6 protein-coding genes are annotated in these 16,840 nt (G+C 71.0%); 1 reads left to right on the top strand and 5 read right to left on the bottom strand.

Going from position 1 to position 16,840, the window contains the following annotated elements:
- Window positions 1–2: 2 nt before the first annotated feature.
- The 4 genes from A5730_RS20875 to A5730_RS20860 all read right to left on the bottom strand — a co-directional run bounded on the left by A5730_RS20875 (window position 3) and on the right by A5730_RS20860 (window position 7,422).
- Window positions 3–2,180, bottom strand: a complete 2,178-nt coding sequence (locus tag A5730_RS20875) for a glutamine synthetase III (protein WP_067904716.1) — start codon at window positions 2,178–2,180, stop codon at window positions 3–5.
- 106 nt (window positions 2,181–2,286) lie between these two features.
- Window positions 2,287–3,768 (bottom strand): MFS transporter, encoded by a 1,482-nt coding sequence (locus tag A5730_RS20870; RefSeq protein ID WP_067904713.1) that lies wholly within the window; start codon window positions 3,766–3,768, stop codon window positions 2,287–2,289.
- A 58-nt stretch (window positions 3,769–3,826) separates the two neighbouring features.
- Window positions 3,827–5,620: an N-acetylglutaminylglutamine synthetase gene (ngg, locus tag A5730_RS20865; protein WP_067904710.1), complete on the bottom strand. Its 1,794-nt coding sequence runs from the start codon at window positions 5,618–5,620 to the stop codon at window positions 3,827–3,829.
- Window positions 5,617–7,422 carry an N-acetylglutaminylglutamine amidotransferase gene (locus A5730_RS20860; RefSeq protein WP_067904707.1) on the bottom strand — a complete coding sequence of 602 codons (1,806 nt, stop codon included), beginning with the start codon at window positions 7,420–7,422 and terminating at the stop codon, window positions 5,617–5,619. Before A5730_RS20860 ends, ngg begins: the two co-directional genes overlap by 4 nt.
- Before the next feature lie 460 nt (window positions 7,423–7,882).
- Here A5730_RS20860 and A5730_RS20855 point away from each other — a divergent pair, with 460 nt between their 5' ends.
- Complete coding sequence (locus A5730_RS20855) at window positions 7,883–8,188, top strand: DUF732 domain-containing protein (RefSeq protein ID WP_231994743.1); 306 nt, start codon at window positions 7,883–7,885, stop codon at window positions 8,186–8,188.
- Here the strand turns inward: A5730_RS20855 and A5730_RS20850 are convergent.
- Window positions 8,189–16,840 (bottom strand): non-ribosomal peptide synthetase (locus tag A5730_RS20850; RefSeq protein ID WP_156745878.1); only part of this gene is annotated, 8,652 nt, incomplete at its 5' end.

Below are 16,840 nucleotides of genomic sequence, written 5' to 3'. Positions count from 1 at the left end.
CCCTACAGGATGTAGAGCATCTCCTGGTAGGTCGGCAGCGGCCACAGGTCGTCGGCCACAACGCCTTCCAGCGCGTCGGCGGCGGCGCGCACCGCGTCCATCGCCGGCAGCAGCGCCTCCTGGGCGTGCTTGGCCTCCTCGAGCGCCGAATCCGCCGAATGCTGCGACAGCGCCTCGGTCAGGGCCCTCAGCGCGGTGGTGAGGTCGGCGAGCGGGGCCGAAACCGCTTCCAGCGCGGTCATGTTCGGCTCCACCCCGGCGGCCTTCAACGTCGCGACGTTCTGGGCCAGCTCGGTCTGGTAGCGCAGCGCCGCGGGCAGGATGACCGTCGTCCCGATCTCCAGGGCCAACTTCGCCTCGACCCCGATGGTCAGCGCGTACTGCTCCAGCCTGACCTCGTAACGGCTGTGCAGCTCGCGTTCGTTGAAAACGCCATATTTCTCGAAGACTTCGACGGATTCGGGCTTGATGAGTTCCGGAATGGCGTCCAGCGTCGTCTTGAGGTTGGGCAACCCGCGCTCGGCCGCCTCGATCTGCCAGTTCTCCGAATAACCGTCCCCGTTGAACACCACCGCGCCGTGATCGGTGATGATCTCGGTGAGCAGCTTCTGCACCGCCGCGTCGAAGTCCTCGCCTGCTTCGACCGCCCGCTCCAAAGTCGTTGCGATGTAGTCGAACGAGTCGGCCATGATGGTGTTGAGGACGATCATCGGCACGGCGACCGTCTGCCCCGATCCTGGCGCCCGGAACTCGAACCGGTTGCCGGTGAACGCGAACGGGCTGGTCCGGTTCCGGTCGCCGGGATCGGTCGGCAGCGGCGGCAGGGTGTCCACCCCGATGATCATGGTGCCCTTGCCCTTTGACGAGGTCGCCGCGCCCTTGGCGATCTGCTCGAAGACGTCGGCGAGCTGCTCGCCGAGGAAGATCGAGATGATCGCCGGCGGAGCCTCGTTGGCGCCCAATCGGTGGTCGTTGGTGGCGGACGCGACCGAGACGCGAAGCAGCCCGCCGAACTTGTGCACGGCGCGGATCACCGCGGCGCAGAACACCAGGAATTGGGCATTCTCGTGTGGGGTGTCGCCCGGCACCAGCAGCGAACCCAGCTCCGCGTTGCCCACCGAGAAGTTGACGTGCTTGCCCGAGCCGTTGACGCCGGCGAACGGCTTCTCGTGGAAAAGACATTCCATGCCGTGCTTTTTCGCCAGCGTCTTGAACACCGTCATCAGCAGCTGTTGGTGGTCGGACGCGATGTTGGCGCGCTCGAACATCGGCGCCACCTCGAACTGGCCGGGGGCGACCTCGTTGTGCCGGGTCTTGGCGGGGATGCCGAGTTTGAACAGCTCCCGTTCGGTGTCCATCATGAAGCCGAGCACCCGCTCGGGCACCGACCCGAAGTAGTGGTCGTCGAATTCCTGCCCCTTGGGCGGCTTGGCGCCGAACACGGTCCGCCCGGCGTTGATCAGGTCCGGCCGCGCCAGGAAGAAGTGCCGGTCGACGAGGAAGTACTCCTGTTCCGGCCCGCAGAAGGACACCACCTTGTCGAGGTCCTTGTGGCCGAACAGCGTCAGAATCCGTTCGGCGTGGACGCCCATCGCCTGCTGGCTGCGCAGCAGCGGCGTCTTGTAGTCGAGCGCCTCACCCGTCATCGACACGAATACCGTTGGGATGCAAAGGGTGTTGCCGTTCGGGTTCTCCAGCACATAGGCGGGGCTGGTCACGTCCCAGCCGGTGTAGCCGCGCGCCTCGAAGGTGCTGCGGAGCCCGCCCGAGGGGAAGCTGGAGGCATCGGGCTCACCCTGGATCAGGGTCTTGCCGGCGAACTCGGCGAGGGTCTGGCCGTCGGAGACGGGTTCCAAGAAGCTGTCGTGCTTCTCGGCGGTCAGCCCGGTCATCGGGTAGAAGACGTGCGCGTAATGGGTGGCGCCCTTCTCCAGCGCCCAATCCTTCATCGCGACCGCGACCGCGTCGGCCACCGCGGGGTCCAGCTTGGCGCCCTTGTCGATGGTCGCCACGACGGACTTGTACACCGCCTTGGGCAGCCGCGCCTGCATCTCGGCCTTGGTGAAGACGTTGGAGCCGAAGATCTCCCCCGGCAGTTCGCCCGGGACGAAGCTGACGGCGGGGGGAATGTATGCCTCGACATTGTTGATCGCCTGAAGGCGGACCGCGTTACCGCTCAATGGAATTCCTATCGCTGAGGGGGCCCCCGTCTAGGGACCGTGTCACATTAGGAACTCTCGATGGCGGATTTGTTACGCCCGCGTCACCAGTATCGCCGCGATGGTTTCAAACAGAAGACGGGCCGCGGTCGTCGGCCCCGGCCTCGTCGACCGTCAGCGGCAGCGCGAGCTCCTCGAGCGGGCGCCGCTCGGCCGCGATCCCGAGCCACAGCTCGACCAGGCCCGCGATCGCCATCACCGCGGCGCCGGTCAAAAACGACCACATCACCAGGCCACGTTCCCCGGAATTGATCAGCTGCCCGAACAGCAACGGGCCGGTGATGCCGCCGATCGCGGTTCCCACCGCGTAGAAGAACGCGATCGCCAGCGCCCTGGTCTCCATCGGGAAGATCTCGCTGACCGTCAGGTAGGCGGCGCTCGCGCCCGCCGAGGCCAGGAAGAACGCGACCGCGAGGACGGCGATGAACGTCCAGACGCCGCCGGTCCGGGTCACGAAGAGCACCGCGAGGACCACGGCCACAACCGCCGACCCGAGGTAGGTGGCCGTGATCATCGGCTTGCGGCCGACGGTGTCGAACAGGTGGCCCAGCGCCAGCGGCCCGACGAAGTTGCTGAGCGCCCACAGGATGAAGAACAGCGGCACCTTCCCGGACGGCACGCCGTAGAACCCGCTCAGCAGCGTGCCCAGGTTGAACGTCACGCCGTTGTAGAGGAACGCCTGCCCGGTGAACAGCGCCAGCCCGAGCACCGCGCGCCGCGGGTAGAGCTTGAACGCCACCCGGGCGATTTCCCGGAACGAAATCGTCTGCCGCTGCCGGATTCTGAGCTTGCGCCCCTGCGGCTCGGGCAGCGGCTCCCCGGTTTCGCGCTCCACCGCCTCCTCGATCTCGCCGACCACCCGCTCGGCCTCCTCGTCGCGGCCGTGGATGAACAGCCACCGCGGGCTTTCCGGGACGTTGCGCCGGACCAGGAGCACGAAGATGCCGAAGATGGCGCCCACGCCGAAGGCGAGCCGCCAGCCGATGTTGGGCGCGAAGTTCGACGTGTCGAGCAGGACGAGGGCGCCGGCGGCCCCCGCCGCCGACCCGAGCCAGTAGGTCCCGTTGATGATGAGGTCGACGCGGCCGCGCAGGCGCGCCGGGATCAACTCGTCGATCGCCGAATTGATCGCGGCGTACTCGCCGCCGATGCCGGCGCCGGTGAAGAACCGGGCGACGAAGAAATACCAAGGGGCGAAAGCGAATGCGGTCGCGACGGTGGCGGCCAGATACACGGCGAGGGTCAACATGAACAGATTGCGCCGGCCGAAGCGGTCGGTCAGGTGACCAAAGAACAGCGCGCCCAGGCACGCGCCGGCGATGTAGAACGCGGCCGCCATGCCGATCTGCGCCGCGTTCAGGTCGATGCCGCTGCCCTTCTCGGTGAGGCGAGCGGACACGTTGCCGACCATCGTCACCTCGAGCCCGTCGAGGATCCACACCCCGCCGAGCCCGATGACGACGCGCCAGTGGAACCGCGACCAGGGCAGCCGGTCCAGCCGCGCCGGCACGTGGGTGGTGATGGTTCCGGTTTGCACGCTTCCGCTCATCTGGCTCCAATCCGAATGACGTTCCCCAGCATTACCCAGACGAGCCGCAAGGCAAGCATCAACCGCGGTCGGCGCGCGACTCCTCGGGGGTCCAGGCCGCCGGCTGGCCGGGGTGGCCGGGGAACAGGAAGTCGATGAAAGCCGCGGCGGTGGGCTGGGGTTCGTGGTTGGCCAGCCCCGGTCGCTCGTTGGCCTCGATGAAGGCGTACTCGGCGCCGGTGACGTCGGGCACCAGCAGGTCGATGCCCGTCACGGGGATGCCGATCGCCTCGGCCGCCGTCACCGCGACCCGGCACAACTCCTGGTTCACCACGGCGGTGACGTCGTGGATGGTTCCGCCCTGGTGCAGGTTGGCGGTGCGGCGCACGCGCAGGCGGCTGCCCTGGGGCAGCACGTCGTCCAGCGACCAGCCCGCCTCGGCGACCGTCGCCTCGGTGAGGTCGTCGAGCGGGATGCGGGACTCGCCGCCGGTGGCCGCCGAGCGCCGCCGGCTCTCGGCCGCGATCAGGTCGCGGATGCTGTGCTCCCCCGTGCCGATGACCTCGGGCGGCATCCGCAGCGCCGCCGCCACCACCCGGCCGTCGATCACCACCAGCCGCAGGTCGTCGCCTTGCACCCGCTGCTCGATCAGCACGTCCGGGTAATGCTGGCGGGCGCGGGCCAGCGCGGCGGCCAGGTCCTCGGGGCCGTTGTCGGCGGTCACGCCGACCGTGATGCCCTTCCCCTGCTCGCCGCGGGTCGGTTTCACCACCACCTCGCCGACCTCGGTGAGGAAGTTGTAGTCGCCCTCGTCGAAGGTGGCCAGCCGAGCGCGGGGCACCGTGATCCCGGCCTCCGAAACCAGGCGGCGCGTCAGGCGCTTGTCGTCACAGCGGCACATGGCCACCGCCGAGGTGTATTCGGACAGCGATTCGCGCGTGACGACGCTGCGGCCGCCGTGGGTGAGCCGCATCTCGCCGGTCTCGGCGTCGAGCACCTCGACCCAGATGCCGCGGCGCAGCGCCTCGTCGGCGATGATCCGGGCGTAGGGGTTGAGGTCGTCGACCGTCTCGGGCGGCGGGCTGAACAGCGGCTCGTTGATCGCGTTCTTGCGCTTGATCGCCAGCACCGGAACGCGGACGAAGCCGAGCTTCTCGTACAGGCCGATGGCGGCGGCGTTGTCGTGCGCGACGGACAGGTCCATGTAGGCGCGGCCCGCGTCGCGGAAGCGCTCGGCCAGGGCCCGGGTCAGCGCCGCCCCGATGCCGGGGAGGCCGGCCGCGGGGTCGACGGCCAGGGTCCACAGGCTCGATCCCTGCTCCGGGTCGGAGAACAACAGCTCGTGGTCGACGCCGGTCACCGTGCCCACCACCGCGCCGTCGGCGTCGCGCACCGCCAGCAGGTAGGTCACCGCCGGCACGTTCAGATGGTTGTTCCAGATGACGTCGACGCCGGCCGGGACCATTCCGCAGCGCACGTAGACGCGGTTCATCGCGTCGGCGTCGACCGGGTCGTTCAGCGTGCGCACGGTCACGCCGAGCGGCGCGGCCGCCAGCTCCTCGGCGGTGGACTCGGTGAACCGCAGCCGATAGGTGTGGCTGGGGTCGATGAAAAGCTCGGTGGGCGCTTCGGCGACCACGACGTGGGATTCGCGTGCGTAGATGCAGATGTCGCGGCGCCCGGGCCCCTCCCGCCGCAGCGCCTCCACCAGCTGGTGGGCATCGGCGAAGGTCTGGCCGAAAATCAGTCGACCCCAACCCAATTCGAGCTCGACATCCTTAGCCATCGCCTCCACCAGCTCCGGCGGTGACGCGTCGTGCAGGCCGAGTGTGATCGCCTCGGTGTGGTCGCCGGAGGGATCGATGAAGGTCATGCCACGGGGCCCGAAATGCCGTGCCGCTGCAGCCAGAGTTCGAGCAGGGCGATCTGCCAGAGTTCGTTGCCGCGCAACGGGGTCAGCTTGCCGTTGGGATCGGCCAGCAGGGCGTCGACCGCCTCGGTGCGAAACAGGCCGCGCTCCTTGGCAACTGGCGCATAGAGCGCGTCGCGCACCATGTCGAGGTAGGGGCCCTCAAGGTGGGTCAGCGCCGGAACGGGGAAGTATCCCTTGGGCCGGTCGATGACCGCCGACGGAATCACCCGCCGCGCCGCCTGTTTGAGGACGCCCTTGCCTTCGTGGGCGATCTTGAGCTCCGGCGGGCAGGTCGCCGCGAGCTCGACCAACTCGTGGTCCAGGAACGGCACCCGGCCCTCCAGGCCCCAGGCCATGGTCATGTTGTCGACGCGCTTCACCGGGTCGTCCACCAGCATCACGGTGGTATCCAGCCGCAGCGCCCGGTCGACGCCCGTCTCGGCGCCGGCGCGGGCGAAGTGCTCGGTGACGAAGCGCTCGCTGGGGTCGTCCGCCGCCATGATGCCCGGGCCCAGCAGGCCCGCCAGCTCCGCCGAATCGCGATCGAAGAAGGCGCCCCGGTATTCGGCCACCGAACCCTGCAGCGACGCCGCGGCCGGCGAACCCATCGGCGGGTACCAGTGGTAGCCGGCGAACACCTCGTCGGCGCCCTGGCCGGACTGCACGACCTTCACGTGGCGCGCCACTTCCTGGCTGAGCAGGTAGAAGGCGACGCAGTCGTGGCTGACCATCGGCTCGCTCATCGCGCCGATGGCGCCGTCGAGCGCGGGCAGCATCCGGTCGGTGCCGATGCGGATCTGGTGGTGGTCGGTTTCGAAGCGCTGGGCGATGATGTCGGACCACCGGAACTCGTCGCCCTCGACGCCACCGGCGGATTCGAAGCCGATGGAGAAGGTCATCAGGCCGTGCTGGCCCGCCTCGGCGAGCAGGCCGACGATCAGGCTGGAGTCGACGCCACCGGACAACAGGCAGCCGACCGGCACGTCGGCCACCAGCCGGCGCTTGACCGCGACGCGGAGCGCGTCCAGCACCGCGTCCTCCCAGTCGCTCTCCGACCAGCCGGCGCGGTCGGCGCGCCGGGTGAAGTCGGGCGTCCAGTAGGTGGTGGTGGTGCGCCGGCCGTCGGGTTCGATGGCGATAAGCGACGCGGGCGGCACCTTGCGGACGCCCCGCAGGATGGTCAGCGGCGCCGGGACCACCGAGTGGAACGTCATGTAGTGGTGCAACGCCTGCGCGTCGATGCGGGTGTCCACGCCGCCGCCGGCCAGCAGGGCGGGCAGGGTCGAGGCGAACCGGATCCGGTGGCTGTCCTCGGTCAGGTAGAGCGGCTTGATCCCGAGCCGGTCGCGGCCCAGCAGCACCCGGCCGCTGTCGCGTTCGACGATGGCGAAGGCGAACATGCCGTGCAGGTGGCTGACGAAGTCGTCGCCCCAGTGGCGGTAGGCCTTGAGCAGCACCTCGGTGTCACTGTGCGAGAAGAACCGGAAGCCGTGCCCGCTGAGTTCGCGGCGCAGCTCCTTGTAGTTGTAGATGCAGCCGTTGAAGGCGATGGCCAGACCCAGTTCCGAGTCGACCATCGGCTGGGCGCCGGCCTCGCTCAGGTCGATGATCTTGAGCCGGCGGTGGCCGAGCGCGACACGCCCCTGCGACCAGGCGCCCGACGCGTCGGGGCCCCTTGGGGCCATCACGGCGGCCATTGCGGACACCGCTGCTACGTCGGGGACCCGCCCGTCGAGCCGTACCTCCCCGGTGACTCCGCACACTCCTTGGACCATACCGAAGGCGGTCGCGGCGCGCCCTAACGGCCACTGTGAAATGCGTCGGTGCGGCGGTCCGGTCCGCGGCGGTGTCGGCGGCAAAGCGGATGCCGCGGGCGGGTTACACCGCGCCTGTTAAATCTTGGTTGCGCTCTGCTCTCGCCGTTCGCGGTCGCGCGGTCCGGCCGTCGCCGTCCGTCCCGAGCGGGTTGTCTCGTCGCCGAGAGGCGCGCAGCGCCGCCGGTGAACGGGACTGCAGGCGGCGCAAGCCTTTTCGATGCTCCGCCGCCGGCCCGGACCCGGGCGCCTTCCGGGGGTGACCACCCATTTTCCGGGCCCAGTGGGCCCCATTTATGTGAGGTGGCGCGATCAACGCCGGCGCGAAGGGTGCCCCGGTCCTGGTTAATGTTCAGCCACCGTTATGGCAGGGAGCGCGGTGGCCACTTTGAGGAAGACCTTGACGCGAGTGTTTGTCGGCGCGGTGACGCTTGCGGGGGCCGGATTGCTTTTCGCGGCGCCCGCGTCCGCCGATCAAAACGATGACGCGTTCATCGCGGAGATTCAGCGCAGCGGGATCGTCTTCACCGATCGCGGTGCCGCGATCGCCGCCGGGCACAACCTGTGTGCCGGGCTCGACAAGGGCAAGACGCCGACCTCGCTGGTGCTGAACGTCGTGCGGGCCACCGACCTGTCGGCGCGCGAGGCCGGCTACCTGCTCGGCGCCTCGGTGGCGTCCTATTGCCCCCAGCACAGGGCCGCCGTCGGCAACTAGTCAGCCGGCTCGCTCCCCGGGACGCTTGTCGTCCCGCGACGCGTGCTGGCCGTCGTGGGCCAATTCGAGCCGCCGTTCGGCGAGCACGAGCAGATGCCTGAGCCGCTGCCCGTACAGCCCCACCGAATCGTTGGTCAGCATGTCGTCGTGCGCGCACTCGATCGAGTAGGTCAGGATCTCGCCGGACACATACGGCCGCCACGAGGACGCCAGGAACGCGGCGCGGTCGCCGCCGTCCGCCGTGGCGGCGAAGGCGGTGATGTTGCCGCGGAACACACCGGGCCGGTGCGCCCGGTACCAGTCGGCGTTCTTGCGGGCGTTGTCGGTGAGCAGGTCGACGACCCGCCTGGATCGCGAGGCGTCCGGGTGGTGTTCGGCCAGCGCGTCCGGCAGGACGACGCCGTCGCCGACGGCGGGCTGGGCGTCGAGCAGGATGAGTCGGGCGACGTCGCACCCGCGGCGCTGCAGCGCGATCGCGACCTCGTGGGCGACGACGCCGCCGAACGACCAGCCGAGCAGGTTGTAGGGACCGGACGGGTACACGCGCTGCAGCCTGTCGGCGTAGGTTTCCGCCAGCTCCCGGATTGACCGGGCTTCGCTTTCTGCGGGCTCCGGCACCTGTTGTATCCCGATGATCGGGCAGTCCAGGTAGTTGCCGAGCACCTGGTACGGCCAGCTGATGCCGCCCGCGGGGTGGATGCAGAACACCGGAATGCCGGCGCCGCGCTTCAGGGTCTGCACCGGCACGACGTCCGGGGTGGCACCGGAGTCCGTGACCAGCCGCCGGCCCAGGCTTCGCACCGTGGGCGCGTCGAACAGGGTGCGCACCGCCAGGTCCACGGACAGGTCGGCGTTGAGCGTGGCGATCAACCGCATCGCCGAGATGCTGTCGCCGCCCAGGTCGAAGAAGGAGTCGTCCACGCCCACCCGCTCGACGCCGAGCACCCGGGCGAAGGTGCCGGCCAGGATCTCCTCGGTCGCGTTCGACGGCGCCCGGTATCCGCGGCCGGTGTACTCGGGCGCGGGCAGGGCGCGGGTGTCGAGTTTGCCGTTGGGCGTGAGCGGCAGCGCATCGAGCCCCAGCACGGCGGCGGGCACCATGTACACCGGCAGGCGCCCGGCCAGCGCGGTGCGGGCCTCGGCGGGGTCGGCCGTTCCGGTGATGTAGCCGACCAGCCGCTTGTCTCCGGGGCGGTCCTCGCGGGCGATCACCACCGCCTGCTCGACGCCGTCCAACCGGGCCAGCGCCGCCTGGACCTCACCGAGTTCGATGCGGTAGCCGCGGATCTTGACCTGCTCGTCGGCGCGGCCCACATAGCTGAGCTGGCCGTCGGCCCGCCAGAGCACCAGGTCGCCGGTGCGGTACATCCGCGCCCCTGGCTCGCCGAACGGGCAGGCGACGAACCGCGACCCGGTCAGCCCGGCCCGCCCGGCATAGCCTGCGGCCACGCCGGTGCCGGCCACGTAGAGTTCGCCGACCACCCCGGGCGGCACCGGCCGCAGCCAGGCGTCGAGCACGAACAGCGCCGCGCCCGCCACCGGCGAGCCGATCGGCGGCACACCCGACCCCGCCACCAGCGGGGCACTGATCGCCACGCACATCGTGGTCTCGGTGGGGCCGTAGGCGTTGACCATCACCCGCCCCGGCGCCCAGCGGTCGACGACCTCGGCCGGGCAGGCCTCACCGGCCATCACCAGCGCCACCCCGTCGAGACCGGCCGGGTCCAGCGCCGCGACCGCCGACGGGGTCTGGGTCAGGACGCTGACCCCTTCGTCGACCAGCAGGGCGTGGAAGTCCCGCGGTGAGCGCACCACCGACTCGGGCACCACGACCACGCGCCCGCCGCGCAGCAGCGGGGCGAAGATCTCCCACACCGACACGTCGAAGGCGTACGAATGGCACTGCGTCCACACGCCGGGGGCCGGCAGGCCGGCGTCGAGCGAGCCGATCAGCCGGGTCACGTTCTGGTGGGTGACCGCCACGCCCTTGGGCACGCCGGTGGTCCCGGAGGTGTAGATGAGGTAGGCGACGCCGTCCGCCGGGGGCGCCAGCAGCGCGGTGCGCGGGTAGCCGGCGCTCCGCGCGTCCTCGATGTCGATGACCCGGACGTCGCGCCCGTCCAGCCGCGACCGCAACCCTTCGGTGGTGATGGCGGCGATCGGCGCGGCGTCGGTGAGCATGAACCGGATCCGGGCGGCCGGGGCCGCCGGGTCGATCGGCAGGTACGCCGCGCCCGTCTTGAGCACCGCCAGGATCGCCACGATCGCCTGCGCCGAGCGGGAAAACAGCAGGGCCACCGACTGTCCCGGGCCCGCGCCCTCGGCGACCAGCAGGTGCGCCAGCCGGTTCGACGCGTCGTCCAGCTCGCGGTACGTCAGGGACAGGTCGTCCCAGCCGACCGCGACGGCGTCGGGCCGGCGGCCGACCTGCGCGCCGAACATCTCGGGGATCGACACCGGGGTGGGGGCCGGCCGGGCCAGCACCGCCCGGTTGCCGATCCCGTCCAGGTGCGTGTGCTCCGGGGCGTCCAGCAGGTCGACCGAGGAGAGCCGCCGGGCGGGGTCGGTGGTCATCGCCACCAACACCCGCTGCAGCCGCTGGGTCAGCGCGTCGATGGCGCCCGCGTCGAACAGGCCCGCGTCGTATTCAACCCGGAGTCCGAGCCGGTCGCCGGACAGGGCGGCCTGCATCGTCAACGGGTAATGGTTGCGCTCGAACATGTTGAAGTCGGTGATGGACAGCTCGTGGTTGACCGCCATCGCGGAGGTTTCCAGCGGATAGTTCTCGTACGCGAACAGCGTGTCGAAAAGCCGTTCGTGACCGGTCATCCGGTGGATTTCGCTGAGCGACAGGTGTTCGTGGTCGAGCGTCTCGTTGTGCGCGCCCTGCAACTGGTCCAGCAGCTCCCGGGTGGTGGTGGCGGGCGTGATGCGGGCGCGCACCGGGATCGTGTTGATCAGCAGGCCGACCATCGATTCGGCGCCCACCACCTCGGCCGACCGGCCGGAGACGGTGGTGCCGAACGCGACGTCGTAGTTGCCGGTCAGCCAGGTGAGCAGCTGCGCCCACGCGGCCTGCAGCACGGTGCTGACCGTGGTCTGGCAGGACCGGGCCAGCTCGGCGAGCGCGGCGGTGGTCTCGGCGGGCACCGCGAACGTCGTGAGGCCCCGGGCGCCCGGCTCCAGCTTCGTCGGCGGTGCGACCAGCGTCGGGGTGTCGAAGCCGGCGAGCACCTCCCCCCACGCCGCCCGCGCCGCGTCGGGGTCGCGCCCGGCCAGCCAGGTGACGAACCGGCGATAGGGCGCGGGCGGGGCCAACCGTTGCCCGGTGAGGCTGGCGAAGGTCTCGTTCACCAGGATCGGCACCGACCAGCCATCCAGCACGATGTGGTGAATCGTGAGCACCAGCCGGTGCCGGTTCTCGGCCGTGCGAATCATGGCCACCCGGAACGCCGGCCGGTCGGCCAGGTCGTAGACCGCGGCGCGCTCGGCGGCGCAGAGTTCCTGGACGCGCTCGTCGGCGCCCCGGAGCTCGAGGTACCGCCACGCCATCACCGGCTTGGCGGGGATGACCTGCACCGGCTCGTCGAACTGGTCGCGGAACCGGGCCACCAGGTGCGGATGTCGCTCCACCACCGCTTGCACCGCCTCGCGCAGCCGGTCGGGGTCGAGCGGGCCGGTGACGCCGATGTCCAGCTGCACCACGTACAGGTCGTCGTGGCTCGCCCGCGTGGTGGTGGCGTGGAAGAGCAGGCCCTGCTGCAGGGGGGTCAACGGCAGCACGTCGGCGACGGCGTCGAGGCGCTCGAGCTCGTCGATCTGCCGTTGGTCCAGCCGGGCGGGCAGGATGTCCGACGGGGTCAGCCCCCCGCCGCCGCCGCGCACGTGGGCGCAGATCCCGGTCAGCGCCTCGAACCAGAGCCGGCTCAGCCGGGTGACCTGCTCGCGGTCCAGCGCCGAGGGCGCCCACGTCCAGTTGGCGTGCAGCTGCGGGCCGGCCTCGCCGTCGGCGGTTCCCGTGTTGAGGTCGACGGTGTGCATCAGCGGCATGGGGACCGCCGTGCTGGTGGCGGTGATGGCCGAGCCATCCCTGCAGATGCGCCACAGCTCGTCCGACATCTCGGCCGCGGCGCCGCCCAGCCGGCCCAGGTAGTTGAAGCCGATCGGCGGGTCGGAGCCGTCCACGTCGACGTCGGCGTTCAGGTAGCGCAGCAGCCCGTAGGTCAGCGGATCCGGCATGCCGCGCAGCTGCTCCTTGGCCGCCTTGAGCACCTCCCCCAGCGCCGGGTCACCGGAAACCACTTGCGCCCAAGGCAATTCGCCCACCGCCAGCGACACCGGGTACTTGGTGGTGAACCAGCCGACGGTGCGCGACAGGTCCACGCCGGCGGCCAGTTCCTCGTGCCGCCCGTGACCCTCGACGTCGATGCCGACCGGCGCTCCGCCAGGAAGGGCGGGGCCCAGGAACTCGGCCCACGCCAGCGCGTAACCGATCAACAGGATGTCGTTGACGCCGGCGTGGAAGGCCGCCGGCGCCTCACCGAGCAGCGTGCGGGTGGTCTCCACGTCGAGCCGCACCAAGAGGTGCTCGGCCGTCTCGTAGGTGTCCGCGTCGGGGCGCACCGCCGGCAGCGCGGGCGGGGTCGCCGCGATGCGCTTCCAGGCGTCGGCCCGCGCGACGACGGCCGGCGCGTGCGCGTGCTCGCCCAGGAGCGCGGCCCAGCGGGCGAACGACGTGCCACCCGGCGGCAGCGCCACCGGCTGCCCGCCACGGCGCTGCGCCCAGGCAATGTTCAAGTCCTCCAACAGGATTCGCCATGACACGCCGTCGACGGCCAGGTGGTGGATGATCAGCACCAGCCGGCGGGTGGAGCTGACCCACAGCGCGCTCAGCATCACCCCGTCGGCCGGGCTCAGCCGCGACCGCGCCGCCTGGATCGCCGCGTCGGACAGCGCGTCGACCGCGCGCAGGTGGTCGGCGGCGCGCACGGCGCCGGCCTCCGGCACCGTCAGGGACCAGTTCGCGTCGGCGCGCAGCCGCAGCATGGCGTGCCGGTCGAGCAGGGCCTGCAACACCGCCACCGCGTCGGCCTGCCCGGCGCCGACGGGGGCCTCGACGACCATCGTCTGGTTGAACTGGTCGACGGGACCGTCGACCCCCTGCAGCCAGCGGATGATCGGCGTCGCGGGCAGGTCGCCGGTGCCCTGGTCGGTCACGCCTGCGTCGCCGTCGGCCACCCCGACCACGCGGGCCAACCGGGCCACCGTCTGCTCGACGAAGATGTCGCGCGTCCGGCACGTCAGGCCGGCGGCGCGGGCCCGCGTCACCACCTGCATCGACGAGATGCTGTCGCCGCCCAGGTCGAAGAAGGAGTCGTCCACGCCGACCCGCTCGACGCCGAGCACCTGCGCGTAGATGCCGGCCAGGACCTCCTCGGCCGGGGTGCTCGGGGCGCGGTAGCGCTCGGCGTCGCGGTATTCGGGCGCCGGGAGAGCACGGCCGTCGAGCTTGCCGTTGGGCGTCAGCGGCAGCGCGTCGAGCGTCACCACCGCCGCGGGAACCATGTAGGCGGGGAGGCGGTCGGCCAGCCGGGCGCGCACCTCGGCGGGATCCGCCGACCCGGTGACGTAGCCGACCAGGCGCTTGTCCCCGGGTCGGTCCTCACGGGCGATGACGGCCGCCTGCCGCACCCCGTCCAGGTCGGCCAGCGCCGCCTGGATTTCGCCGAGTTCGATGCGGTAGCCGCGGATCTTGACCTGCGCGTCGGCCCGGCCCAGGTATTGCAACTGCCCGTCCGTGCCCCAGCACACCAGGTCACCGGTGCGGTACATGCGCGCCCCGGGCCCGCCGAACGGGCAGGCGACGAACCGCGACGCGGTCAGCGCCGCCCGTCGCCAATACCCGCGGGCCAGCCCGGCGCCGGCCACGTACAGCTCGCCGACCACCCCGGGCGGCACCGGCCGCAGGGACTCGTCCACCACGAACAGCGCCGCCCCGGCCACCGGAGAACCGATCGGAACCACGCCGTTGCCCGCCCTCAGCGGCGCGCTGATCGCCGCGTACACCGTGGCCTCGGTCGGTCCGTAGGCGTTGATCATCACGCGCCCGGGCGCCCACCGGTCCACCAGTTCGGTCGGGCAGGCCTCGCCGGCCACCACCAGCGTGGCGGACTCCAGCCCCTCTGGATCCAACATGGCTGCGGCAGAAGGGGTTTGGCTCAGCACGCTGACCCGCTCGGCGATCAGCAGGGCGTGCAGGTCCTCCGGGGACCGCACCACCGCGTCGGGCACCACCACCAGCCGCCCGCCGCGCAACAGCGCGCCGAAGATCTCCCACACGGAGACGTCGAAGCCGTAGGAGTGCCACTGCGACCACACGCCGCCCTCCGGCAGGTTCGCGTCCGCGCACGCGATCAGCTGGGTCACGCTGCGGTGGCTCACCGCAACGCCTTTGGGCACCCCGGTGGTCCCCGACGTGTAGATCAGGTAGGCGATGTCCTCGGCGCTGGGTGCCGGCAACGCCGCGGCGGGCCGGGTGGCGACGGCCGGGCCGTCGGCTTCGATGACGAGCACGTCGTGCTCGCCCAGCCGGTCGGCCAGCTCGGCGGTGGTGATCGCCGCGACGGGCGCGGCGTCGGCGAGCATGAAGCCGATGCGGGCCGCGGGGTGCGCGGGGTCGATGGGCAGGTAGGCCGCCCCGGTCTTGAGCACCGCCAGGATGGACACGATCGCCTCGGCGGATCGGTCGAAGAGCAGCGCGACGGTGCGTCCCGGGCCGGCGCCGTACTCGATGAGCAAGTGCGCCAACCGATTCGAAGACTCATCGAGCTCGCGATACGTCCACTCGCGGGTGCCGCAGCCCAGCGCCGGCGCGTCCGGCGTGCGGGTCACCTGGGCGGCGAAGGACTCGGGGATCGACACCGGCGCGGTCTTCGGCGCGGTGAGCGCCGCCCGGTTGCCGATCTCGTCCAGCCGGGCGTGTTCGGCCGCGTCGAGCAGGTCGACCGACGACACGGACCGGCTGGGATCGGTGGTCATCGTCGTCAGCACCCGCTGCAGCCGCCCGACCAGCGTCCCGATGCTGTCCGCGTCGAACACGTCGGTGCGGAACTCCACTCGCCCGCCGATCCCGGCGGGCTCGCTCGCCTCGGTCCAGCGCTCGGCCAGCGAGAACGTCAGGTCCATGCGGGCGACCTGGGTGTCCAGCGGTATCGAGCTGACGCGGACGTCGCCCAGCGCGAGCCCGGTGGCGGGGTCGTTGTCCTGCCCACCGAAGTTCTGCCACGCCAGCATCACCTGGATCAGCGGGTGATGGGTCAGGCTTCGGGTCGGGTTGACCCGTTCGACCAGCACCTCGAAGGGCACGTCCTGATGTTCGAAGGCCTCCAGGCTGCGCGCGCGGACCCGGTCCAGCAGCTCGGCGAAGGTGGGGTCGCCGCCCAGCTCATTCAGGTCGACCCGCAACACCAGGGTGTTGACGAAGAACCCGACCAGGTCGTCGAGCGCGGGGTCGCGGCGCCCGGCGATCGGGAAGCCAACGGCCACATCGTTACTCGCGCTGACCTTGGACAGCAGCACCGCCAGCGCGGCCTGCACCACCATGAAGCTGGTCGCGTTGTGTTCGCGCGCCACCGCGGCGACCTGCTGCTGCAGATCCGCCGGCCAGTCGATGGCCACCGTGGCCCCGCGCTGGTCCGCCACCTGGGGGTAGGGCCGGTCGGTGGGCAGTTGCAACCGCTCCGGCATGCCGGCCAGGGTCTTTTCCCAGTAGGCAAGCTGCGCGGCGATGCGGCTGTCGCGATCCTTCAGATCGCCGAACTGGCCGCGCTGCCACAGCGTGTAATCGACGTACTGGACCGGCAATTCGGCCCAACGGGGTGCCTCGCCCGCGCACCGGCTGGCGTACGCGATGCCCAGGTCGGCGGCCAAGGGCCGCAACGACCAGCCGTCGGCGGCGATGTGGTGCACCACGGCGACCAGCACGTGTTCGTCGTCCGCGACGCGGAACAGCCAGGCGCGCAACGGGATATCGGTCGCCAGGTCGAAGGTCTCGCGGGCCGCGGCCCGGACGGCCCCGTCCAGCCGGCCCGACGACCAGCCGACGGCGTCGATGACCTGCCAGCCGAAATCGGCTCGCTCCGCGGGGATGACCACCTGCTGCGGGGTTCCCTCGGGTGCGGTGAACACGGTCCGCAGGCTCTCGTGGCGGGCGATGACGTCGGCCAGCGCCGCGCCGAGGGCCGGGGCGTCGAGCCGGCCGCGCAACCGCATGGCCGCCGCCATGTTGTAAACCGGTGACGGGCCTTGCAATTGGTCGAGGAACCACAGCCGGCTCTGGGCGAACGACAGCGGAACCACGGCGGGCCGGGGACCGGCCGTCAACGGCTCCAGGCCGCCCCCGCTCTCCCCGATCCGGGGGGCCAGCTGCGCGACCGTGGGCGCCTCGAAAATGGCGCGGACCGAAAGGCATTCGTCCAGGTCGGTGTTGACGGCCGCGATCAGGCGCATCGCCGAAATGCTGTCGCCGCCGAGGTCGAAGAAGGATTGGTCGATGCCGACGCGCTCGACGCCGAGGACTTGGGCGTAGATGCCGGCGAGGATTTCCTCGGTGGGGGTGGTGGGGGCGCGGTAGCCGGTGGCGGTGTATTCGGG

This window comes from Mycobacterium sp. ACS4054, from assembly GCF_001667275.1.
Classification (GTDB): domain Bacteria; phylum Actinomycetota; class Actinomycetes; order Mycobacteriales; family Mycobacteriaceae; genus Mycobacterium.
The sequence above is the reverse complement of the archived record's forward strand: the minus strand, read 5'-3'. Positions and strand labels throughout refer to the sequence as shown.